20 protein-coding genes and 2 pseudogenes are annotated in these 21990 nt (G+C 70.4%); 16 read left to right on the top strand and 6 right to left on the bottom strand.

Annotation, left to right across the window (positions count from 1 at the left end):
- Positions 1-7: 7 nt before the first annotated feature.
- The 5 genes and pseudogenes from ACRX5W_RS30530 to ACRX5W_RS30510 all read right to left on the bottom strand — a co-directional run.
- On the bottom strand, positions 8-1555 hold the full coding sequence (locus ACRX5W_RS30530) for an acyl-CoA synthetase (protein ID WP_436791619.1): 1548 nt from the start codon (positions 1553-1555) through the stop codon (positions 8-10).
- Between the two features lie 225 nt (positions 1556-1780).
- A complete protein-coding gene (locus ACRX5W_RS30525; protein WP_436791618.1) occupies positions 1781-2872 on the bottom strand; it encodes a PucR family transcriptional regulator in 1092 nt (363 codons plus the stop codon).
- Between the two features lie 337 nt (positions 2873-3209).
- Entirely contained in the window at positions 3210-4412 is a 1203-nt protein-coding gene (locus ACRX5W_RS30520; protein ID WP_436791617.1) for a cytochrome P450, read from the bottom strand.
- Positions 4413-4717: 305 nt separating this feature from the next.
- Positions 4718-5017 carry an alpha/beta fold hydrolase gene (locus tag ACRX5W_RS30515; RefSeq protein WP_436791638.1) on the bottom strand — a complete coding sequence of 100 codons (300 nt, stop codon included), beginning with the start codon at positions 5015-5017 and terminating at the stop codon, positions 4718-4720.
- A 1-nt stretch (position 5018) separates the two neighbouring features.
- Positions 5019-5606, bottom strand: a pseudogene (locus tag ACRX5W_RS30510) (alpha/beta fold hydrolase); the annotation flags it as partial.
- A gap of 89 nt (positions 5607-5695) precedes the next feature.
- On the opposite strand from ACRX5W_RS30510, the gene ACRX5W_RS30505 reads away from it, so the two are divergent.
- The 8 genes and pseudogenes from ACRX5W_RS30505 (at position 5696) to mftR (ending at position 11897) form a co-directional block, all read left to right on the top strand.
- Positions 5696-6307, top strand: coding sequence for a TetR/AcrR family transcriptional regulator (locus tag ACRX5W_RS30505; protein ID WP_436791616.1), 612 nt, complete (start codon positions 5696-5698; stop codon positions 6305-6307).
- Positions 6308-6388: 81 nt separating this feature from the next.
- Positions 6389-6865, top strand: a complete 477-nt coding sequence (locus ACRX5W_RS30500) for a F0F1 ATP synthase subunit A (protein WP_436791615.1) — start codon at positions 6389-6391, stop codon at positions 6863-6865.
- Between the two features lie 3 nt (positions 6866-6868).
- Positions 6869-8137 (top strand): annotated as a pseudogene (locus tag ACRX5W_RS30495) (RNA-guided endonuclease InsQ/TnpB family protein).
- Positions 8138-8150: 13 nt separating this feature from the next.
- Positions 8151-8609, top strand: coding sequence for a F0F1 ATP synthase subunit A (locus ACRX5W_RS30490; protein ID WP_436791614.1), 459 nt, complete (start codon positions 8151-8153; stop codon positions 8607-8609).
- A gap of 168 nt (positions 8610-8777) precedes the next feature.
- The gene (locus ACRX5W_RS30485; RefSeq protein WP_436791613.1) at positions 8778-9170 is read left to right on the top strand and encodes an SCO5389 family protein; all 393 of its coding nucleotides are present in this window, start codon (positions 8778-8780) and stop codon (positions 9168-9170) included.
- 204 nt (positions 9171-9374) lie between these two features.
- Positions 9375-10196 carry a nucleotidyltransferase domain-containing protein gene (locus tag ACRX5W_RS30480; RefSeq protein WP_436791612.1) on the top strand — a complete coding sequence of 274 codons (822 nt, stop codon included), beginning with the start codon at positions 9375-9377 and terminating at the stop codon, positions 10194-10196.
- Positions 10197-10514: 318 nt separating this feature from the next.
- Positions 10515-11084: an RNA 2',3'-cyclic phosphodiesterase gene (gene thpR / locus ACRX5W_RS30475; RefSeq protein WP_436791611.1), complete on the top strand. Its 570-nt coding sequence runs from the start codon at positions 10515-10517 to the stop codon at positions 11082-11084.
- A gap of 168 nt (positions 11085-11252) precedes the next feature.
- Complete coding sequence (gene mftR, locus ACRX5W_RS30470; RefSeq protein WP_436791610.1) at positions 11253-11897, top strand: mycofactocin system transcriptional regulator; 645 nt, start codon at positions 11253-11255, stop codon at positions 11895-11897.
- Here the strand turns inward: mftR and mftG are convergent.
- On the bottom strand, positions 11857-13404 hold the full coding sequence (gene mftG, locus ACRX5W_RS30465) for a mycofactocin dehydrogenase MftG (protein WP_436791609.1): 1548 nt from the start codon (positions 13402-13404) through the stop codon (positions 11857-11859). The two genes, mftR and mftG, sit on opposite strands and share 41 nt — an antisense overlap.
- 96 nt (positions 13405-13500) lie before the next feature.
- Here mftG and mftA point away from each other — a divergent pair, with 96 nt between their 5' ends.
- From mftA to ACRX5W_RS30425, 8 genes are all read left to right on the top strand, one after another.
- Entirely contained in the window at positions 13501-13674 is a 174-nt protein-coding gene (gene mftA / locus ACRX5W_RS30460) for a mycofactocin precursor MftA (RefSeq protein WP_436791608.1), read from the top strand.
- Complete coding sequence (gene mftB, locus ACRX5W_RS30455; protein ID WP_436791607.1) at positions 13674-14159, top strand: mycofactocin biosynthesis chaperone MftB; 486 nt, start codon at positions 13674-13676, stop codon at positions 14157-14159. Before mftA ends, mftB begins: the two co-directional genes overlap by 1 nt.
- Positions 14160-14171: 12 nt before the next feature.
- Positions 14172-15266, top strand: a complete 1095-nt coding sequence (locus ACRX5W_RS30450; protein ID WP_436791606.1) for an XdhC family protein — start codon at positions 14172-14174, stop codon at positions 15264-15266.
- Positions 15263-16450, top strand: coding sequence for a mycofactocin radical SAM maturase (mftC, locus tag ACRX5W_RS30445; RefSeq protein ID WP_436791605.1), 1188 nt, complete (start codon positions 15263-15265; stop codon positions 16448-16450). Before ACRX5W_RS30450 ends, mftC begins: the two co-directional genes overlap by 4 nt.
- A 40-nt stretch (positions 16451-16490) precedes the next feature.
- A complete protein-coding gene (gene mftD, locus ACRX5W_RS30440) occupies positions 16491-17690 on the top strand; it encodes a pre-mycofactocin synthase MftD (RefSeq protein WP_436791604.1) in 1200 nt (399 codons plus the stop codon).
- A 1-nt stretch (position 17691) separates the two neighbouring features.
- A complete protein-coding gene (gene mftE / locus ACRX5W_RS30435) occupies positions 17692-18420 on the top strand; it encodes a mycofactocin biosynthesis peptidyl-dipeptidase MftE (protein WP_436791603.1) in 729 nt (242 codons plus the stop codon).
- Positions 18417-19892: a mycofactocin biosynthesis glycosyltransferase MftF gene (gene mftF / locus ACRX5W_RS30430; RefSeq protein ID WP_436791602.1), complete on the top strand. Its 1476-nt coding sequence runs from the start codon at positions 18417-18419 to the stop codon at positions 19890-19892. Before mftE ends, mftF begins: the two co-directional genes overlap by 4 nt.
- Before the next feature lie 399 nt (positions 19893-20291).
- Positions 20292-21584 carry an ABC transporter substrate-binding protein gene (locus tag ACRX5W_RS30425; RefSeq protein WP_436791601.1) on the top strand — a complete coding sequence of 431 codons (1293 nt, stop codon included), beginning with the start codon at positions 20292-20294 and terminating at the stop codon, positions 21582-21584.
- Positions 21585-21990 lie beyond the last annotated feature (406 nt).

Genomic DNA, 21990 nt, shown 5'->3' with positions numbered 1-21990 from the left:
CCGAGTGTCAGATCACCCGTGATTCGTGTCCGTCCCAATAGCGTTCGCGCAGCAGCCGCTTGTAGAGCTTGCCGTTCGGGTCGCGTGGGAGTTCGTCGACGAAGTCGATGCTGCGCGGGCATTTGTACGTGGCCAACTCCGCCCGGCAGTAGGCCAGAAGGTCCGCTGCCAGCTCGGGCCCGGGAACCGCGTCCGCGACCTGGACGACGGCTTTGACGGCCTCGCCCATCTCCGGATCGGGTACCCCGATCACCGCGACGTCCGCGATCGCGGGGTGTCCGGCAAGGACGTTCTCGGCTTCCTGCGGGTAGATGTTCACGCCGCCCGAGATGATCATGTGCGCCTGGCGGTCGGTCAGGTAGAGGTAGCCGTCCTCGTCCAGGTAGCCGATGTCGCCGAGCGTCTGCCACCCGTGCTTGTCGCGTACGGATGCCGTCTTGTCGGGGTCGTTGTGGTACTCGAACGACCTGCCGCCTTCGAAGTACACGACGCCCTGCTGCCCGACCGGCACCTCCTCGCCGTCGTCGCCGACGATGTGGCACACCTGAAGCGGGCGGCCCACCGACCCGGGATGGGCGAGCCATTCGGTGGGGGAGATGTACGTGCTGCCGACGTCCTCGGTGCCGCTGTAGTACTCGTGGATGATCGGCCCCCACCAGTCGATCATCCGGCGCTTGACGGCGACGGGGCAGGGCGCGGCGCCGTGCATCACGAACTTCAGGCTCGACAGGTCGTAGCGCTCGCGCTCGGCGCGGGGCAGGCGGAGCAGGCGTACGAACATCGTCGGCACGAACTGTGCATGGGTCACCCGGTGGCGTTCGATGAGTTCGAGGCACAGGCGTGCGTCGAACCGCTCCATCACGACGACCGTCGCGCCGAGGCGTTGCAGCGACATGGAGAAGACGAGCGGCGCCGAGTGGTACATCGGGGCGGGGGAGAGGTACACGTCCGGGACGCCGCCGTTCACGCGGATGCCCTCGGCCACCTGCACGGGGACCGACGACGGATCGCCGAACGGCTTGTCGGACAGCTCCTTGCGTATCCCTTTCGGCCACCCCGTGGTGCCGGACGAGTAGATCATCTCCCGGCCCTCGCGCTCGTCCGCCGGCGGCCCCGGGGGCGTGGCGGCCAGCACGTCGTCGTAACGCTCGAAGCCGGGCAGATCACCGGCCGCGGAGACGCGCACCGTGATCCGCGACAGGTCGAGCCCGGCGACGACCGAGGCCATCGACTCCGACGCGATGAGCGCGGTCGCCCCACAGTCGTCGAGGACGTACTGCACCTCTGCCGGGCGCAGGTGGTTGTTGATCGCGGTGTAGCGCAACCCCGAGCGCTGGCCGGCCCAGGCGATCTCCAGGTACTGGCGGTTGTTCTCCATGAGGATCGCGATCTGCCCGCCGGCCGCCACGCCCCGGTTGCGCAGCGCTCGCGCGAACCGGGTGGATCGCTCTTCGAGCTCGGCGTACGTGGTGACTTCCCCGCTCGCCCCCATGATGAGGGCTGCCGCGTCGGGCGTGTGTTCGGCATGCCACGTCGGTGTCATCGGCAGCGTCACGTCAGCGTTCCACCCCTCGGCCCTGGCCGCCGCGCCGGCGGTGCGGCGTGAACGTTGTCTGCGCGGGGGGAGAATATCATTCTGTCCTGCGAGAACAAGGCTTTGGGAAAGTTTCCTGACGAATTATGGGCCAAGAGTCATCTCGGCCGGTTTTCGCGAAAACTGCTTGCCAGGGGCCGGGAACGGCGTTCCCTCGGGAGGCGCCGTCCCGCCGTCATGGCGCGGTCACAGGTCCCGGGCCGGCCAGTCGAGGAGCTTCGCTCCGATCACCGCCGTGTGCAGCATGTAGCGCTGGAGCGGGTCGGCCGGGTCCGCGCCGGTGAGGGTCTTGATGCGTTCCAGGCGGTACGTGAGCGCACGTACGCTCAGCCGCAGCCGCCGCGCCGCCTCGGTGGACACGCAGCCGGCCTCGAAGTACACCCACAGCGTTTCCAGCAGCGGTTCCGCGCCCCCGCGTGCGGAGCGCAGCGGGCCGAGCTTCGTGCGCACCAGATCGGCCATCGCCTGGCGGTCCCGGGTCAATACGGGGAAGACCAGCAGGTCCGCCGCGCGCAGGATGGGGTTGCCGAGCGGCATCCGGGCCGCCAAGTCGAGTGCGCCGAGTGCTTCTTCGTAGGAGTGCACGACACCGCCGGGCCCGCGGTGGGCGCGGCCGATCGCCACCGAACCGCCGCCCGCGGCCGCGCGCGCCTGCTCCGCGAAACAGGTCACCATGTCGTCGCGAGAGCCGGGTGCGATGCACACCAGGCGGCCGTCCTTGGTGGTCAGGAGGATGCGCCGGTCCCCGAACCGGGCGGTCAGCGCGCTCTCGACCTGCCGCGTGACGCGGTGGGTGTCACCGTACGGCTCCGGCCCGACGGCCACGGCCACCACGTGGTCGTGGGCCAGCCGCAACCCGAATCGTTCGGCCCGTTCGGCAAGTCGCCCCAGGTCGCTGCGGCCGTACAGCAGGTCGTCGACGAACTCCCGTCGCGCGGCTACCTCCTGACGCACCGCCAACACCTGGGCGCGCGAGTGGCCCGCGCAGACCGCCTCCACCGCCTGTCCGAGCGCGTCGAGCACGCTCTCCGCAACCACCGTGACATCACGGGCCGTTGCGCCCTGCCGGACGCCGGGCAGACCGGACCACGCCTCACGCGCGGCCGTGACGTACGCGGAGACGACCTGCCGCTGGCTGACCCCGTCCTCGGCCGCCCGCTCGCCCAACTCGCCGCGCTGGTCCAGCTCTTGCCGCGTCATGCGGCGCCCGGTGCGGGAGACCTCCGCGAGGATCGCGTCGAAGCCGTCGAGATACTCCTCCGCGGCGACTCTCCGCATCCTCGAAACTCCCGTCTGCCGCAGCGTTCATGACACTCGCTCAGGCACGCACGACGCACCGCCGGTCGCCGAGGGGCGGGGGCGGGCGGGCATGCGGGGCCGCGTCAATACTGCCGGACTTCGGCAATGTGCGGGACGCCGAGACCACGCGATGATCGCCACAGCGGGGATACGGAACACCCCCGCCGCCGAAAGACACCGGAGTCCCCATCCCGGCGGCGGGGGCCCGCCCACCGAGCCAAGTCACGGCACGGGTGGCGCGGGCGGGCCGTAACGGAAGCACGCGTAGGCAGCGTGTATCCGCCTGCGCCGGCCGCCCGGCGCGCAGGCGGACGGCTCAGATACGGATCGGCAGCCGCTCGTACCCGCGCACCGTGCTGGTGTGCAGCCGGACCGCACGGTCGTGGTCCACGTCCCAGTCCGGGAACCGCTTCAGCGTCTCCTCCAGCGCCACACGCCCCTCCAACCGGGCCAGCGCCGCGCCGAGGCAGAAGTGGACGCCGTGGCCGAAGGAGACGTGACCGTCGAAGCGCCGTCGGACGTCGTAGCGGTCGGGGTCGTCGTACATCGCCGGGTCGCGGTTGGCCGAGGCGGTGAGCAGCAGGACCTTCGAACGCTCCGGGATCACCGTCCCGTGCAGTTCCACATCCCGGGTCACGACGCGGCCCTGCACCGGTGACGGCGCCTCGTACCGCAGGGTCTCCTCGACCGCGTTCTTGATCAGCGACGGATCCGACGCCAGCAGCGCCCGCTGGTCGGGATGGGCGTCGAGCAGTGTGCACGCCCACCCGAGGAGGCGCACGACCGTCTCGGTCCCCGCGGCGACCATCTCGTTGATGATCGTCGCGGCCTCGTCGGTGTTCAGCCGGCGCGTGCCCTCCTCCGTCGCCACCTCGGCGTCGACGAGGCCGGTCATCATGTCGTCGCGCGGCGACCGGCGCCGGATGTCGATCTGCTCGGTGAAGTACGTGTGCAGCTTCACCTGGGCCGCGAACGACACATCGTTGACCATGCCCGCGCCCGGCTCGATGTGGAAGGTCTGGTCGATGGTCTTCCGGACCTCCTCGCGATCCGCCGGGTCCACACCGATCAGCTCGGAGATGACCTCCGAGGGCAGCCGCGCCGCGAAGTCCTGCACATAGTCGAAGCCGCCCGTCCCGACCCGGGGTTCGAGCATCTCGACGCAGAGCGCGCGGATGTACTCCTCCAACGCGGCCACGCGGCGCACGGTGAACGCCCGGGACACCAGCGCCCGCAGCGTCTTGTGCCCCGGCGGGTCGGAGAAGATCATCATCTGCACCGGCAGGGGCTCCGGCGACATGATCTCCAGCACCGTGCCGTGCGCGGAGCTGTACGTTCCCGTGTCGCGGTGCGCCGCCTCTACGTCCGCGAACCGGGACAGCGCGTAGAAGTCGAACTTGTCGTTGCGGTAGACCGGTTGCTCCTCCCGCATGCGCTTCCACACCGGGTACGGGTCGACGTCGATCTCCTTGTCGATCGGGTCCCAGTACAGTTCCTTCGCCTCGCTGACGTTGCTCACGGTGCCGACCTCCATGGTGGTTGCGGTGCCGATTCGATCGGTCGTACGCGAGATCCCCGTTCCGAGCGGGTCGCTCGCCCGCCGTACTCGGAACCGACGCCCGAACGACGCCCGCACCGGACGCCGGCCTGCCCTGAGTCCCCCGACCGCCGAACATGTCATTCTCGTCTGGAGGAACGTAACTTCTCCCCAGCCGAGTATCAACAAAACCAGGCCACCTCGCGGAAATCCCGTTTCAGCCCCGCCGCGCTACCCCCGCGATCCCCAGCCGCGCCACCGCGGGCGCAGTCGGCCACGGCCCGCGCTCAGCCAAGATCGCGGCCTTCGACGAACTTCAGAATCCGCTCGTTGACCAGGTCGGGTGCTTCCAAGGGCAGACCGTGTCCGGCGCCGGGGACGATCTCAACCTCGGCGTGCGGGACCAAAGTCAGCACTCTGTCCCTGGCGCGTTCCGGGTGAAGGAGCACGCTGCGCCCGGCCAACAGAACGAGCATCGGGACGCTTGCCCGCCGTAGTTCGGTGTCGGTGAACGGCCTCGCCGCGCTGCGCTGCGGACCGAACGACCGGGCGCCGATCATGACCGGTTCCAGCAGTTCGCGCGGCATGACGAGCGCGTGGTTGGCGAGCTTGTCGGCGAACCAAGGGTGGGTCCGTCGCGGTGCCAGGGTGGCGAGCGCGCCGCCGAGCGTGCTCGCGTAGAAGCGGAGGCGGGCCCCCGGGGTCGAGCAAGGTCACGGTGGCCAAACGCTCTGAGGCGTACACGGCCTGATTGAGCGCCAGCCATCCTCCGTAGGAAAGGCCGACCAGGTGCGCACGTTCGGTGCCGAGGCCGGCAAGCACCTCGTCGAGCCAGGCTGCGGCATCCGTCGAGCCGGTGACCGGCGCGGTCTGCACACTGCCGCCGGGGTCGTCGATGGTGTCGACCGCGTACACCGGTCGTTCCGCGCCGAGCGCGGCGACCTGCGGTGCCCACGTCGACGCGTTGGCGCCGTGGCCGTGCAGGAGCACGAACGGGTCCCCGGTGTCCGGGCCGTAGTGGGTGACGTGCGTCGTGCCGAAGGCGGTCGGGATGTCGAGGCACCTGCGCGGACCGGGCCATGCCGCGAACGCCGCCCGGTAGGCCGCCAGGAACCGCTCCCGCGTAGCCGGCCTGCGGAACCGGCCGACCGACTTCCGGGTGCCACCGTCGCCCATGGGCCCTTCCCTCCAAGGAGAGTTTATTCCACAACCGTATCATGATGTCACAATGGGTTGCCGTAATGTCGAGGAAAGAGGGGCGCGCGGTGCCGAAACGGGTGGACCACGAGGAGCGGCGGCGGCAGATTGCGCAGGCGCTCGTCGCGGTGGCGGCCAGGCAGGGACTACATGCGGTGGGGATGCGCGAGGTCGCGGCCGAGGCGGGAGTGTCCGTCCGGCTGGTCCAGTACTACTTCGCCTCCAAGGACCGCCTGTTCTTCTACGCCTACCGGTACCTCGGCGAACAGCTCGGCCTGCGGATCCAGGCCCGGGTCCGTGCCGCGGGAAGCCGCCCGGGGCCGCGCGAGGTGCTGGAGGCCACGCTTTTCGAAGGCCTGCCGGACGACGAGGCGAGCCGGAACATGCACATCGTCTACACCGCGTATGCCACCCTCGCGCTCACCGATCCGTCGATGGCGGGGCACGCGTTCGTCGAGGGGCCCGATGTGCTGGAGAACCACCTCGTCGGGCAATTGCGCGCTGCGCAGGATGCCGGCGAGGTCCCCGGCGACCTTGACGCGGCGGCCGAGGTGGCCGGGCTGTTGGCGATCTCGGCGGGTCTCGGGACGAGCGTGTTGGTGGGGCAACGCGACGCGGCGGCGGCGAAGCGCGTGGTGACCTACCACCTCGATCGCATTTTCGGCCCACGGTCCGGTTGACCGGTTCGGTCGGAGCCGGGGGAGAGCGCCATCTCCGCTATTTGGTACGGTCGTACCATCAACTCAGGGGGAGGAGTCCTGGTGACCGCGCTTGCAATCGACTGCCACCTGTTCGACCCGGGGTGTGGGTTTCCGGCGCCCGGTCCGGGGGTCTTCGAGTTCCCGCCCGTGTTCACCATCGCCGGGTTCGGCGTCACCAAGCCGATGCTGCTGTGTCTGCTCTGCGCGTTCCTGGTGCTCGGCTTCTTCACCGTCGCGTTCGCGCGCCCCAAGATGGTGCCCCGCGGGGTCCAGAACGCGGGCGAGATCGCCTACTTGTTCGTACGCGACCACATCGCCCGCGAAACGATCGGGAGGCGGGGAGACGCGTACGTTCCTTTCCTGTTCTCGATCTTCTTCTTCATCGGATTCCTCCGTGGATACCCCGGCCTTCAGGCCGGGAGGAAACGGGCCCCTGCGGAGCAGGTCAGGGGCAGCCGAACCGCCGCCGGGCGGTTCGGCGTTGAGCACAGCGCAACGCGAACACGCGTGCCTCACAGGGGAACTGGTATGATGTGAGGTGTGACACAGCAGGTGAAGCGGGCGTTCAAGTACCGCTTCCATCCCACGGACGAGCAGGCGGCGGAGCTGTCGCGCACGTTCGGGTGTGTCCGTCTCGTCTACAGCAAGGCCCTCGAGGAACGCACCCGCGCCTGGTACGGCGAGCAGCGCCGCGTCTCCTACGTCCAGTCGTCCGCCGCACTCACGGCGTGGAAGAAGACCGACGAACTGGCGTTTCTGGCCGAGGTGTCGAGCGTTCCGCTCCAGCAGGCTTTGCGGCACCTCCAGAAGGCGTTCGCGAACTTTTTCGCCCGCCGTGCGAGGTACCCGCGTTTCAAGTCGCGGAAGAGGTCCCGCGCGTCGGCCGGAGTACACCCGCTCCGCGTTCACGTGGCGCGACGGCGGGTTGACGTTGGCGAGAATGTCCGCCCCGTTGGACATCCGCTGGTCCCGTCCCCTGCCCGAGGGGGCGGTGCCGTCGACGGTGACGGTGTCCCGCGACGCGGCGGGGCGCTGGTTCGTGTCGCTGCTGTGCGACGACACCGTCACCCCCGCGCCCGCCTCCGGCACCGCCGTCGGCGTCGACGCGGGGATCACATCGCTGGTGACGCTGTCCACCGGGGAGAAGGTCGCCAACCCGAAGCACGAGCGCCGCGACCGCGGACGCCTCGCCAAGGCGCAGCGGGAACTCGCCCGGAAGGCGAAGGGCTCGAACAACCGCGCCAAGGCCCGCCGGAGGGTCGCCCGCGTCCACGCGCGGATCACCGACCGGCGGCGGGACTTCCTGCACAAGCTCACGACTCGGATCGTCCACGAGAACCAAGTGGTCGCGATCGAGGACCTGACCGTCCGCAGCATGGTCAAAAACCATTCCCTCTCGCGCGCGATCTCCGATGCGGCGTGGCGGGACATGCGGGAGATGCTGGAGTACAAGTGCGCGTGGTACGGCCGCGAACTCGTCGTGGTCGACCGCTGGTTCCCCTCCTCGAAGCTGTGCTCCGACTGCGGGACCATCCGGAAGAACCTGCCGCTGGACGTCCGCGTGTGGACGTGCGACTGCGGCGCGGAGCATGACCGCGACGTGAACGCGGCGAAGAACATCCTGGCCGCCGGGCTGGCGGTTGCCGCCTGTGGAGACGGTGTAAGACCTCAACGGGAGACTTCCCGGGCGGGCGACGGTCGCTGAAGCAGGAAACATCCCAACCGACGCGTGAATGCGCGGCGGCTCGGCCGCGAGGCCGAGGGGAATCCCCCTCGTTCACGAGGGGGAGGAGGTCAACTGGGCGATGAACCTGATGTCCCGATGTCCGTGGTGCCGCTTGCGCAGTTTCCCGTGACGTCGCGCATCGCCTACCCGGCGGTGGTCGTCGGGCTGGTCTGGCTGACCTACATGTACCTCGGCATGAGGAACCAGGGCCCTTGGGGCTTCTTCCGCACCCTGATGTTCCCGCCGGGACTGCCGAAGTGGATCTACGTCCTGGTCGCGCCGCTGGAGCTCGTCCACATCGTCGTCACGCGGCCGTTCACGCTGGCGGTGCGGCTGTTCGCGAACATGTTCGCCGGCCACATGCTGCTCGTTACCTTCTCGATCGCGTCGTGGTACCTGCTGGGGCCCACGGTCGGCGCCTTGTTCGCGGGTACGTCGTTCGTCATCGTTGTCACCCTGCTCGCGTTCGAGCTCTTCATCCAGGGGTTGCAGGCGTACATCTTCACGCTGCTCGCGGCGTCTTATATCGCCGGGGCGCTTGAGGCGGAGCACTGAGCCGCGTCGCGAGATCTCTCACCAGGTTGAAGATGACAATCGTTACCGATAACTTCTTCGCGTGGCCCAGGTCGGCCCCGGGATGCCTGGCGGACGACCGCGCACACCTCCGCGCCACGACCCGAACCACCGGAACGGCCAACGCCGTTGCGGCGAAAGGACGGCACCATGTCCCTCGACGTACCCACCGCGCTGCTGGCGAAGGCCGAGCAAGGCGACGTGAAAGAAGCCGAGTTCGTCGCCTGCGTACGCGATTCCCTTCCATACGCCTGGAACCTCGTCGCTTCCCTGGTGACGCAACTGCGGGTCGACGGCGGCCCGTTCGCCGACAACCAGGTGCCGCCCGCCACCGAGGCCGAACGCGGCCAACTTCTCCGCGCGCTCGCCTCCGACGCCATCCGCGGCTCCATGGAGCGCCACTTCGGCGTCCGCCTCGCCTTCCAGAACTGCCACCGCGTCGCCGTCTTCCCGGCGGAATCCCTCGACACCGAGCGTTATGCCGCATTCACTTCGATCCGCGGCCAACTACTCAACCAGTCACCGACGTTGCGGGACTGCTGAAGGCGGCCCAAGACGTCAGCGCGGCCTTCGAGCAGCCCCGGCCGCCTCACTCGGTCGGTACGTCACGACCTGCGGCGCCTGAGCACTGCCGAGGGCCGCGCGGCGTCGGAACCCACGATCAGCAGCACCAGGCCCGAGATCGCCTCCGCCAAGCGGCGGGGAAATCCAGTCGCGCGTGGACCGGGCCCTTTGCAAGATCTCTGCATGGATGAGGACCGTTTGGTGGAGATCGCAGGTCGGCTGGCGCAGGTCGGGGGCATCCTCGGTGTATGTCTGGGGGGAAGCCGTGCGAGAGGCACGCATCGGCCCGATTCCGACTTCGACCTGGGGCTGTACTACCGGCAGCCCTTGGACACGGCCGCGCTGCGGGGGCTTGCGGCCGAGTTGACCGGTGAGGTGACCGAGGTCACCGAGCCGGGCGGTTGGGGGCCGTGGGTGGACGGCGGCGGGTGGTTGACGGTTGCCGGCCACCGGGTGGACTGGATCTACCGCGACCTGGACCGTGTGCGGCGCATCTGGCGGGAGTGCCAGGCGGGGAAGTTCGAGGTCGGAGTGCAGGCGGGGCATCCCCTGGGGGTGTACTCGCATTCCTATGTCGGCGAGTTGGCCGTGGGGCGCATCCTGGCTGATCCCGGAGATGAACTGCGCGAATTGCAGGCGGAATTGCGGCACTATCCGGAGCCGCTGCGCGAGGCACTCGTCGGCAACGCGCGGTGGGAGGTGCCGTTCACCTTGTCCGTGGCCCGCAAGGGCGCGTCGCGGGGTGACGCGTTTTATGTCGCGGGCTGTCTCTTCCGCGCGGTTGGACTCCTCCTCCAGGCCCAGTACGCCGACGCGCGTGTGTGGGTGTTCAACGAAAAGGGCGCAGTCCAGGGAGTGGACGAACTTCCCACGGAACAGAAGAATTTCGCGGTGCGTGCGCAGGCCCTGTTCGCCGCGTTGGGAACCACCTCGGACTCGCTCGCGGCCGTACTCGACGATGCGGAGGAGTGGGCTGCGGAAGTCGTCGGGGGGTTCGCGAATTGACGCGTGACGCCTTTCGGTTGAGGGCCGATGCGGTCACCGCCCGTAACAGCGGGTGGAGGCACCGTGGGATATCGAGGCGAATGCGTGGTCGTCTTTCCGGTGGCCGCCGCGGCGTGAGACGGGAACCGCGGGATGCGGAACAGACGGTGACGGCCGAGGATCGGGCATAGGGGCGAGGGGACGGATCGAGGTGAACGAGCGGATGCCTTTCGACGGGGTGATCGACGGAGAACACGCTCATGCTCGCTGCGAACCGGATCCTCGACAACCGTGTCCGGCGTCGGGCGTGCGCGCCGGTCGGCGCTGATTGGGGTCAGGATGCGATTGTTCGTGGCGCTGACTCCGCCGACGGAAGCGGTCGCGGAATTGGAGCGCGCCGTGGAACGCGCGCGCGGCCGGTACGCGCAACTGCGCTGGACCGACTCCGGGGGCTGGCATCTGACTCTGGTGTTCCTCGGGGAGGTCGACGCCGACGTCCGGGCCGTGCTCGCGCAACGCCTCGCGCGCGTCGCGTCGCGGCATCCGGCGCAGTCGCTGCGCTTGGCCGGTGGCGGCCGGTTCGGGTACCGCGTCCTGTGGGCCGGGATCGACGGTGACAAACGTGCGCTGTCGGCACTTGCCGCCGGAGCCCGCCGTGCGGCGGTCAAGAGCGGCATTTCCGTCGACGACCGGCCGTGGCACGGCCACCTGACCCTGGCACGCGTACCCCGGTTGCCGGAGCCCGAGGCGCGAGCGGCGGCGTTCGCGCTCCGGGATTCGGTCGCCGACCTCTCGGGGTTCACCGGCACTCGGTGGACAGCGGACCGCCTCCATCTCGTGCAGAGCATCACGGGGTCCGGGCCCACGCGCTATCAGGACGTCGACTCCTGGCCGCTGACGGGCAGGTGAGCCGGGGAGGGGAGACGGGGTACGAGGCGAGTACGCGTGCCCCCGCCGGGGCCGCACGCCTGTGAACGCGACGGAACCCCTCTCCTTCCCCAGACACGGCCTTCCGTGGTGCGAGAGTAAGGTTCTGCTCAGTTGGGAGACGTCGACTCGCCGCGAGGAGTGGCCGTCATGGAAGCCACCGGCACCGCGCGCGGTCGGAGCAAGCAGGGCAGGCCGCCTGCCACGTCCCGCGCCTCGTTGGAACGCCTCGGTTTCGAGCTCTTCGCACGCAACGGCTTCGACGACACCACGATCGACGACATCGCGGCGGCGGCCGGGATCGCCCGCCGTACGTTCTTCCGGTACTTCGCTTCCAAGAACGACCTCGTGTGGGGCGATTTCGAGGAACACCTCGGCAGGCTGAGGGAGTTGCTTGCCGCCTCCGCCGCGGACGCACCCGTCATGGATGTCCTGCGCGAGGCGATCATGGAGTTCAACCGCTTCGATGTCGCCGACGTGCCGTGGCACCGGCAGCGGATGCGGCTGATCCTGCGGGTGCCCACCCTTCAGGGCGACGCGACCGTCCGCTACGCCACGTGGCGCGGCATCATCACCGATTTCGCGGCGGAACGCACGGGTCTGCCTCCCGACGCCCTGGTGCCCCGGCTTATTGGACACGCCTCGTTGGCCGCCGCGTTGTCGGCGTACGAAAGCTGGCTTGACGACGACGAAGCCGACCTGCCCGAGTTCCTCGACCAGGCCCTGCGGCACATCGCCACCGGCCTCGACGCGGTCACCGGCGCAACAGAGAGTCTGCGGCAAGTTCCCCGATGAGAACGGCTGTTGCCGCAGGACCGCGCAGCGGAGCCGTCGGCAGCACGGACGTGTCGGCCACCCGCAGCCCGGGCAGCCCGTGCACCCGACCGTGCGCGTCGACGGCACCTGAAGGACCCATGGGAACGGTGCCGCACGTGTGCTGCGAGGTGCCGAGCCGTACGCGGATCCACGCGTCGAGGGCGCGGTCGTCGTCCAGGACGGCCGGAACCGGGTCGGACAAGGGATGCGCGATCTCGGCGAACGCCGCTGTGCCGACGACAGCCGCCGCCGCCCGCACGGCCTCGCGCAGGAGCCTGCGGTCGGCGGCGCCGGCCAGGTAGTCGTAGTCGATGCGCGGCGGCGTCGCCGGGTCAGCCGAGACGGTGCGCAGACTGCCGGCGCGGCGCGGTGTCTGCACGGACACGAGGAAGGACAGCGGCCGACCGACGTCGACAGCGGTGGTTCCGCCGGTCAGCGCGGCCATCGGCAGGAGTGACTGGAGGATTTCCAGGTCCCCGGCGGCTTCCCCGCCCTGCGAGGCCAGGTGCAGCGCGGCGCCGAGCCACGATCCTTCCGGCGCGGGCGGCCGACGCCGGGGCGTCCAGTCGACGGCCACCTGCGGGTGGTCGCTGAGTGCCGCCCCCACCGCGGGGAGGTCGCATACGACGCGGATGCCCGCATCGGCGAGCAGCGCCGACGGCCCGACGCCGGACAGGTGCAGCAGGTGCGCGCTGCCGAACGCCCCTGCGCAGATGACGACTTCGCCCGCCGGAAGAACTTCGTGGCGCCCGCCCTCCGCGACAGACACGCCGACCGCACGGCCGTGCTCGAAGACGACGGAGAGCACGGTGCATCCGCCGCGCACGGTCAGATTCGGCCGATGCGCCGCCCCGCGCAGGTAGGCGAGTCCCGCGTTGACCCGCAGGCCGTCGCGGGTGTTCGTCGGAACGGCGCCGACTCCGGGGGAGGCCTGCGCGTTCTTGTCCGGTTCCGAGGCGTGGCCGAGCTCGCGCGCGGCGTCCATGAACGCCGTCGCGGCGGGGTGGTCCCGGTTGGGGCGGTGCACGGGAACCGGGCCGTCGCCGCCGTGGTCGGGCGAATCGGGGTCGTCGAGGTCGGTCTCCAGGGCGCGCAGGAACGGCAACACCCTTGGGTAGGACCAGCGTTCGTCCCGCGCAACGGACGCCCAACGGTCGAAGTCCGTACGCCGGGCGCGGATGAAGTAGCCGCCGTTGACCGTGGTGGAACCGCCGAGGACCCGGCCGCGCGGAGCGCCGTACGGGCGTTCGGGGAAGAGTTGGGCGGGCCAGGGCCGGACGTACGCGTGACCGGCCGCCCGGGCGCCGGGAACGAGCCGGGCGTCGAGAGCGTGTTCGGGAAAGCCGTCGCGGGGGACGGGGCCGGCCTCGACGAGCATGACGTGCACGTCGCGTTCTTCGCTCAGCCGGGCGGCCAGCGCGCAGCCGGCGGCGCCGGCGCCGACCACCAGTACGTCGGGAATGCGCACGCCGTTCAAGGTTCGCACGTGTGAGGACTTCCTTTTGGCACTCGATGCAAATAACATTCTCGCACTGCAAGAACAGCAGATCCCGCAACAGCAGACCAGCACGAGGAGGCACGCATGAACGCCGTTGTCGTCGAAGCCGAGGTCCTGGACGCCGCAAGCCCGGCCGCCGAGACCGCCCGGACTGCCGAGACCCCCGACACGTCCGCGGCGGACGCCGCAGCGGAGGAGACCCTGGCCGAGTCGCTGATCGAAGACGTCTCGATCGACGGCATGTGCGGCGTCTACTGATGCCGGAGAGGCCGAACGAGCACTCCGCGGGACCGGACGCCGTGTACGGGCCGGGCGGCCCGGAGAGGCCCGAGTCCCGCGAGAGGTCCGGCGCGTCCCGGGGGCCCGGTGCCCCCGGGGACGCAGCCGGGCCGCCTCGGCACCACGGGAGCACGGACCGGCAGCAGGACGGCGACGGTCGGGCGAAGCCCAACGGGGACGTGCCGCCCGCGCGGACGGCGATCGACCTCGACCGCCCGTGGGCCCTGCACCCGCAGGTCTCCATGCGGCCCGAGCCGTTCGGGGCGCTGCTCTACCACTTCGGCACACGCCGCCTGTCGTTCCTGAAGGACCGTCGGCTGGTCGAGGTCATACGCCGTCTCCCCGACGCGCCCTCCGCACGCGCCGCATGCGACGGCTGCGGCATTTCCACCGACGAACTGCCCCGATTCCGCGCCGCGTTGACCACTTTGGCGAGATCGGCCATGCTCGTCGAAACCACTTGAGGAGCCCGCATCATGCGTGAGGTCGCCGAACGCCTCGCCGCGTGGCACCGAGCCGGCATCCGCTACGCGCTGGCCACCGTGATATCGGTGGCCGGAAGCGCCCCGCGCGAGCCCGGAGCGGTGATGGCCGTCGCCGAGAACGGCGAAGCGGTCGGCAGTGTGTCCGGTGGCTGCGTCGAAGGCGCGGTCTACGAGCTGTGCGGGCAGGTCATCGAAACCGGCACCGCGGTGCGCGAAAGCTTCGGCTACTCCGACGAAACCGCGTTCGAAGTGGGCCTGACCTGCGGCGGCACCATCGAGGTGTTCGTCCAGCCCGCACCCGCGATCGACGTGGTCCGCGCGGTCGAGGGCACCACACCCGTGGCGGTGGCGCACCTCCTCGACGGGGCCGGTCCGACCCTCGCCGTCCGCCCGGACGGCCACCACGGCACGACCGGCTCGGCGGACGTCGACGCCGTCGTGGTCACCGAGGCGAGAGCCATGCTCGACAGCGGCCTGAGCGGGATACTCTCGGTCCGCTGCCGTCCGGGCCTGGAGGTGTTCATCGCCTCCTACGCCACCAAGCCCCGGCTGCTGGTCTTCGGCGCCACCGACTACGCCCGATCGGTCGCCTCCATCGGCAAGTTCCTCGGCTACCGCGTGACGGTGTGCGACGCCCGGCCGGTGTTCGCCACACCCGCGCGGTTCCCGGACGCGGACGAGGTGGTGGTCGACTGGCCGCACCGCTACCTCGCCGCGACGGAGATCGACGCGCGCACCGCCGTCGTCGTCCTCACCCACGAAGCGAAGTTCGACGTACCGCTGTTGGAGGTCGCGCTGCGGCTGCCCGTGGCGTACGTCGGCGCCATGGGGTCCCGCCGCACGCACGCCGAACGCCTCGACAGGCTGCGCGAAGTCGGCGTCTCGGAAGCCGAGTTGACGCGTCTGCGGGCGCCGATCGGGCTCGATGTCGGGGCCCGGACGCTCGAAGAGACCGCGGTGTCGATCGCCGCCGAGCTCATCGCCACCCGGCGCGGCGGCACCGCACTGCCGCTGACAACGACCGAAGGCCCCATCCACCACCGGAGCCACCACCAGCCACGACCCGAAGGACCGGGTGCCGCATGACCGTTCACGCCACCGAGCCGCGGCGGCTGACCGACCTCTTCGAGGCCGGTCTCGACGCGCCGATATGCCTGACCTGGGAGCTGACGTACGCCTGCAACCTCGCCTGCGCGCACTGCCTGTCCAGCTCCGGGCGCCGCGACCCGCGCGAGCTCAGCACCGCCGAGGCGAAGGCCGTCATCGACGAACTCGAGGCGATGCAGGTCTTCTACGTCAACATCGGCGGCGGGGAACCCACCGTCCGCCCGGACTTCTGGGAACTGCTCGACTACGCCACCGCCCACCACGTCGGCGTGAAGTTCTCCACCAACGGGGTCCGCATCACCCCCGACGCCGCCCGGCGCCTCGCCGCGAACGACTACGTCGACGTCCAGATCTCCCTCGACGGCGCCACCGCGGACGTCAACGACGCGCTGCGCGGGGAGGGTTCGTACGCCACCGCGATCCGGGCCATGGCAAACCTCGCCGACGCCGGCATGAAGAACTTCAAGCTGTCCGTCGTGTGCACACGCCGGAACATCCCGCAGATCGGCAGGTTCAAGGAACTCGCCGACCACTACGGCGCTCAACTGCGCCTGACCCGGCTGCGTCCCTCCGGGCGCGGCGTGGACGTCTGGGACGACCTGCACCCCACCGCGGCCCAACAGCGGGAACTCTACGAGTGGTTGCTCGCCCACGGAGACCAAGTCCTCACCGGCGACTCCTTCTTCCATCTGTCGGCCTACGGCAAATCCCTGCCCGGACTCAACCTGTGCGGTGCCGGGCGGGTCGTGTGCCTGATCGACCCCGTCGGCGACGTCTACGCCTGCCCGTTCGCCATCCACGACGAGTTCCTGGCGGGGAACGTCCGTGACACCGGCGGCTTCTCGGGCGTGTGGCGTACATCCGAGCTCTTCCGCGAGCTGCGCGAGCCGCAGACCGGAGGCGCCTGTGCGTCCTGCTCGTTCTACGACACCTGCAAAGGCGGCTGCATGGCCGCGAAGTTCTTCACCGGCCTGCCGCTCGACGGCCCCGACCCCGAGTGCGTACGCGGCTTCGGCGAACAACTCCTCGCCGAACGCCCCGACGACCGCACCCACTTGCCGCGCCCGGGCGCCGACCACTCCCGTGCGGTCCCGGTCACGATCGCCCGCCGTCCGCCCGTGTCCGCCTGCGACGAGAACCCCGTCGCCGGGCTCGCGCTGTGACCAGCCGACTGAAGCACTCAACCGTGAGGAGTCATCCCGCATGATGAGGAACCCCTGGTTCGAGACGGTCGCCGAGGCCCAGCGCCGGGCGAAGAAGCGCCTGCCCGCAAGCGTCTACAGCGCCTTGCTGGCCGGGTCCGAGCGCGGCCGAACGATCGGCGACAACAGCGCCGCGTTCGCCGACCTCGGCTTCTCTCCCAAGGTGGCCGGGCACCACGCCGAACGCGACCTCTCCACCACCGTGCTCGGCGTGGAAACCTCGATGCCGGTGGTCATCTCGCCGACCGGTGTCCAGGCCGTCGACCCCGACGGCGAACTCGCCGTCGCCCGCGCCGCCGCCAACCGGGGCGTGATCATGGGCCTCAGCTCGTTCGCCAGCAAGCCCGTCGAAGAGGTCTGCGCGGCCAACCCGAACGTCTTCCACCAGGTCTACTGGACCGGTGACCGGGACGCGATGCTGTACCGCCTCGAACGCGCCCGCGAAGCCGGGGCCAAGGCACTCATCCTCACCCTCGACTGGTCGTTCTCGCACGGCCGCGACTGGGGCAGCCCCGTCATCCCCGAAAAGGTCGACCTGCGCACGATGGTGCGCATGGCACCCGAGGTCGTGCCCCGGCCGGGGTGGCTGTGGCGGTTCGCGCGCAGCGGCGGGTTCCCCGACCTCACGGCTCCCAACATGCGTCCGCCGCACGGGGAGGCCCCGACGTTCTTCGGCGCCTACGGCGAGTGGATGCAGACGCCGCCGCCCAGCTGGGACGACGTGAAGTGGATGCGTACCGAGTGGGGGGACCGGCCCTTCCTGCTCAAGGGTGTGGCCCGTGTCGACGACGCCCGCCGCGCGGTCGACGCCGGCGTCAGCGCCATTTCCGTCTCCAACCACGGCGGCAACAACCTCGACACCACGCCCGCCACGATCCGCCTGCTGCCCGCCATCGCGGACGCCGTCGGCCACGAGATCGAGATTCTCCTCGACGGCGGCGTCAGACGCGGCGGCGACGTCGCCAAGGCCCTCGCGCTCGGCGCCCGCGCCGTGCTCATCGGCCGCGCCTACCTGTGGGGGCTCGCCGCGAACGGCCAGGCCGGCGTCGAGAACGTCCTCGACATCATGCGCAGCGGACTCGACTCGGCCGTGCTCGGTCTCGGGCACAACTCGGTCCGCGACCTGTCGCCGGACGACCTGTACATCCCGCCGGGCTTCCCCGTGACCCTCGGCGGCGGAACCTTGGGCCCAGCCACCTGAGATGACCCCGCGACTCGCCGACACCACCTGGACCGACCTGGCCGGGCCGGACAACCGGCACGGCCGGGTCGACAGGCCTGCCGTTCTCGTGCCCCTTGGCTCCACCGAGCAGCACGGACCGCACCTGCCGTTGTCCACGGACACCGTGATCGCCACCGCCGTGGCCAACCACGCGGCGACGGCCCTGCCGGGAACTCCGCTGGTGGCACCGGCAGTCGCCTACGGCGCGAGCGGCGAGCACGCGGGTTTCCCCGGCACCGTCTCGATCGGCCACGAAGCCCTGCACAGCCTGCTCGTCGAACAAGTGCGCTCCCTCACGCTGTGGGCCTCGCGGGTCGTCTTCGTCAACGGCCACGGCGGCAACACCGCCACGCTCGGCGCGGTGGTCCGCCAACTCCGCGACGAGGGCCACGACATCGCCGGCGTGGCCTGCGAAGTCCCGGGCGGCGACGCGCACGCGGGATTCACCGAGACGTCGGTCATGCTGCATCTCGCGCCCGAGCAGGTGCGGATGCGGCATGCCGCCCCCGGAGAGCGTCGGCCGATCGCCGCGATCATGCCCGAACTCCGGGCGCACGGCGTGCGGTTCGTCGCACCGAACGGCGTCCTCGGCGACCCGACGGGAGCCACCTCCGAGGACGGACGGCGGATCCTCGACGCGATGGTGTCCGACGTCGTCCGGCGGATCAACGGATGGCAGGTCGGGGCGCACGGAAGGCTGCTGCCGTGACCCGGCCGCTGCCGCCCGGACTGCCAGTCGCGCTCGACGACAATGTCTCCCTGTGGGCCGGTGGACGCGTGGCGACCGGCGGCTCCCCCTGGCGGCTCGCCCGGTTCAAGGACGCCGCCCTGCCCCACCTCTCCGCCCTGCGCCGCGCCGGACGCCGGGGCCTCGCCCCCGGTTCACCGCTGGGCCGAGCCCTGGCCCGGCAACTCCTCGACCGCGGCCTCGCGCACCCCGTGCCCGCCCCGAGGCCCGGCCCGCACCCGGTCACGGTGGTGGTTCCCGCGTACCGGCGTGCCGACGAACTCGGCCGCTGCCTCACGGCGTTGGCCGGGCTGCCGGTCATCGTCGTCGACGACGGCTCACCCAACCCCACCGCGCTGCGCGACGTCGCCGACGCCCACGGAGCCGTGCTGGTACGGCACTCCGCCAACCGCGGCCCCGCCGCCGCCCGCAACACCGGGCTGGCGCTGGCGCGGAGCCCCTTCGTGGCTTTCGTCGACTCCGACTGCCGCCCCGAGGCGGGATGGCTCGACACGCTCATCCCGTACTTCGACGACCCCCGGGTCGCCGCCGTCGCACCGCGCGTCGTTCCTGACTGCGCCGACAACCTCACGCAGGCCGGTACCAAAGCCGACTCGAACGCGTGCGCGACCGGCGCACTGGCCCGTTACGAACGCGCCCGCTCGTCCCTCGACATGGGCACGGCGCCCGCTCTCGTCCGCCCGGGCGGGAAGGTCGGCTTCGTCCCGACCGCGACCCTGATCGTGCGCCGCGACGCGGTCGACGACCGGGCGTTCGACGAGGACATGCGGCTGGGAGAGGACGTCGACTTCGTCTGGCGGCTCGACGACAGCGGCCACCACGTCCGCTACCAGCCCCAGGCACGCGTCGCACACACCCCGCGCCTGGCCTGGACCGCCTGGGCCCGGCGTCGGCACGAATACGGGACCTCCGCCGCGGCCCTCGCCGCCCGCCACCCCGGCCGACTTGCTCCGGTCCGCGCGTCCGGATGGAATCTCGTCACCCTCGCGCTGCTGACCCGGCGCAAGTTCGTGCCGGCAGCCGGAAGCGCGGTTTTCGCCGCCGCTCTGCTGCGCCGCGGACTCGCCGGAACCCCCTCCGCGACAGCGTTGAGCGCCACCGTCGTCGCCAAGGGCCTGAGCGCCGACGCGATCGCCGTGGGCCACGCGCTGCGCCGGGAATGGTGGCCGGTCGGCCTGCTGTGCCTCGCGGCGTCGGGCCGCAGCGCGACCGCCCGAGCCGCGGCCGCGACCATGCTGGGACCGGTGGTCGCGGACTGGCTGACCCGCCGCCCCGCGCCGGGATTGGACGTCGTCCGGTGGAGCGTCCTGAGGCTCGCCGACGACCTGTGCTACGGCACGGGCGTCACCGCGTCCGCCTGGCGCAACCGGTCCCTGGCGCCACTGCTGCCGGACGTGAGCTTCCCGCTCCCGCAACGCCGACCTGCGACCTGAAACGGGCCCCGGCGCCGCGTTCCGAGAAGGCTCACCCGAGTCGGCGCACGGGCACCGCACCCTGACCCGCACTTGACCCCGGGCCTTGACCCGAGTCCTGGCCCCGGGCCTTGACTCGGGCCTTGACCCGGCCCTGACTTCACGACCCGGTGACCGCCACGCACGGCTTTCTTCTGCGGACACAACGGGTCGCATTCGCGGAAATCACGTTCGCGCATCAAAAGAACGTGCGGGGCGACAACAAGTGGCAATCGATGGCCGTCCGGCCTCTCCCGGCACTGTGATGCTCCTCACTGCACCGGCTTCGACACACCCCCGAGCCCTGCCAGGGGTCGTGGGGCGCGGTACGAGGCTTTCACCGGGGACCCGCATCTCCAGGCCAGGAGGGACCACCCGCATATGACGCCGCTCCGTTCGAGACGCCGCATCGCGGCCGTACTCGCCACCGCCGCCGCGCTCGTCGCCGCCGGCTGTGCCGCCGAAGACAAGGACGACACGAGCAACGCCGCGTCCGGCGCTCCGTCGATTGCCGCCGTCGCCCCGGGGGTGACCGCGGACACCGTCAAAATCGGCGTCGTCTACCCGGACCTGACCGCGGTGAAGCACATCCTCAAGTCCGACCACGGCGACTACGAGGCGACGTACAGGGCCCTGATCAAGAAGATCAACGACGCGGGCGGCATCAGCGGCCGCAAGATCGAACCGGTTTTCGGCGCGATCAACGTCGCCTCGCCGGCGGCGGCGCAGGAGACCTGCGTGAAGCTCACGCAGGACGAGAAGGTCTTCGCGGTGATCGGCACGCTCAATGCCAACGAGCCGCTGTGCTACGTGCAGACGAACAAGACCGCGGTCATCGGCGGTCCGCTCACCGCGAAGAACTACGGGCAGGCGCAGGCCCCGTGGTTCTCCGACCAGCGCGGTGGCGACGAAGTCGGCCCGGGAATCGACCTGTTCAAGGAAGCCTTGGCCGGCAAGAAGGTCGCGGTCGTCGGAGTGGTGAACGAACAGTCGCTGGTGCAGGACATCGTCGTCCCCGCCCTCCGGAAGCTCGGCGTCACCCCCGTGGAAACAGGGATCTTGGACGCGAACTTCCGCGACGCGGCCGCGGTCGCCCAGCAGACCGGCGTGTTCATCCAGAAGTTCGAGGCGTCCGGTGCCGACACGGTGGTCGTGGTCGGTGGCATGGCGGCTTCCCTGCCCAAGGAGTTGGAGAAGACCGACTACCGCCCGCGCCTGCTGTTCACCAACACCAACACGATCGGCGCGTACATCAACGACACGGCGCAGCACGACTACACCACGATGACGAACGCCATCGCGATCGCGCCGAACCTGGACTGGAACGAGCCGCAGCTCCAGGAGTGCATCGCCACCGTCGAGGCAGCCATCCCCGACCTCAAGGGCAAGCTCACCGACCCGAACCTGCTTCCCGCGGGCACCACGCCGACACCGCAGGTCTCCCTGGACGGCGCGTGCCGCAACGTGGCGTTGTTCAAGGCCATCGCCGCGAAGGCCGGCAAGGACCTCAACCACCAGACGTTCCAGCAGGCGGGCTTCTCGCTCGGCGCGTTCCCGCTGCCGCGCTTCGTCGACAAGGCGAACTACAGCAAGGACGCACCGCACGGCGCTATCCCGCCGGTGCTGTGGAAGTACGAGCCGACGACCAGGAAGTTCGTCCTCGCGAACGGGTAGCGAACGGGCCGGATCGAGTGATCCGGCCGGAACGAACCCGGCGAGACGGCGCGGGCGCCGGTGCCGCACCTCGGCACCGCAGCCCGCGCCGTTGTCATGTCGCGGGCGGCGTGCCCGCCGAATCGGGCGGATGTACGAACAGCGGCGGTCGAGGACGCATCGTCCGCCCGGGCGCTCGCGTCTCGCCGGAGGACGTGTCGAGCTCTTGCGGTCCGCGGTTGGCGGAGCCGTCCCCCCCGAACCCGCCGCTGCCGCGCTGTCAGACATCCCATGGCGTTAGGCGTCAAGCCGCGGTGAGGTTCGCGTGGTGGGCCCAGGCGGTGGCCTCGTTATAAAAGGTTCGGGTCTTCAGGCAGCCGTGGAGGATGCCGACGAGTCGGTTGCCCAGTTGTCGCAGGGCGGGGTT

Origin of the sequence: Yinghuangia sp. YIM S10712 (assembly GCF_051388935.1) — a bacterium.
Lineage (GTDB): Bacteria > Actinomycetota > Actinomycetes > Streptomycetales > Streptomycetaceae > Yinghuangia.
Note: the sequence above shows the minus strand (reverse complement) of the source record. Positions and strands in the feature narration are given on the sequence as shown.

What these genes read in the sequence shown, in the direction of transcription:
- mftD (WP_436791604.1), top strand. Translation starts at nt 16,491, where the DNA reads ATGATGAGGAACCCCTGGTTCGAGACGGTCGCCGAGGCCCAGCGCCGG.
- ACRX5W_RS30425 (WP_436791601.1), top strand. Translation starts at nt 20,292, where the DNA reads ATGACGCCGCTCCGTTCGAGACGCCGCATCGCGGCCGTACTCGCCACC.
- mftA (WP_436791608.1), top strand. Translation starts at nt 13,501, where the DNA reads ATGAACGCCGTTGTCGTCGAAGCCGAGGTCCTGGACGCCGCAAGCCCG.
- thpR (WP_436791611.1), top strand. Translation starts at nt 10,515, where the DNA reads ATGCGATTGTTCGTGGCGCTGACTCCGCCGACGGAAGCGGTCGCGGAA.
- ACRX5W_RS30515 (WP_436791638.1), bottom strand. Translation starts at nt 5,017, where the DNA reads ATGCCGCGCGAACTGCTGGAACCGGTCATGATCGGCGCCCGGTCGTTC.
- mftB (WP_436791607.1), top strand. Translation starts at nt 13,674, where the DNA reads ATGCCGGAGAGGCCGAACGAGCACTCCGCGGGACCGGACGCCGTGTAC.
- mftC (WP_436791605.1), top strand. Translation starts at nt 15,263, where the DNA reads ATGACCGTTCACGCCACCGAGCCGCGGCGGCTGACCGACCTCTTCGAG.
- ACRX5W_RS30525 (WP_436791618.1), bottom strand. Translation starts at nt 2,872, where the DNA reads ATGCGGAGAGTCGCCGCGGAGGAGTATCTCGACGGCTTCGACGCGATC.
- ACRX5W_RS30485 (WP_436791613.1), top strand. Translation starts at nt 8,778, where the DNA reads ATGTCCCTCGACGTACCCACCGCGCTGCTGGCGAAGGCCGAGCAAGGC.
- mftE (WP_436791603.1), top strand. Translation starts at nt 17,692, where the DNA reads ATGACCCCGCGACTCGCCGACACCACCTGGACCGACCTGGCCGGGCCG.
- mftR (WP_436791610.1), top strand. Translation starts at nt 11,253, where the DNA reads ATGGAAGCCACCGGCACCGCGCGCGGTCGGAGCAAGCAGGGCAGGCCG.
- ACRX5W_RS30480 (WP_436791612.1), top strand. Translation starts at nt 9,375, where the DNA reads ATGGATGAGGACCGTTTGGTGGAGATCGCAGGTCGGCTGGCGCAGGTC.
- ACRX5W_RS30490 (WP_436791614.1), top strand. Translation starts at nt 8,151, where the DNA reads ATGTCCGTGGTGCCGCTTGCGCAGTTTCCCGTGACGTCGCGCATCGCC.
- ACRX5W_RS30450 (WP_436791606.1), top strand. Translation starts at nt 14,172, where the DNA reads ATGCGTGAGGTCGCCGAACGCCTCGCCGCGTGGCACCGAGCCGGCATC.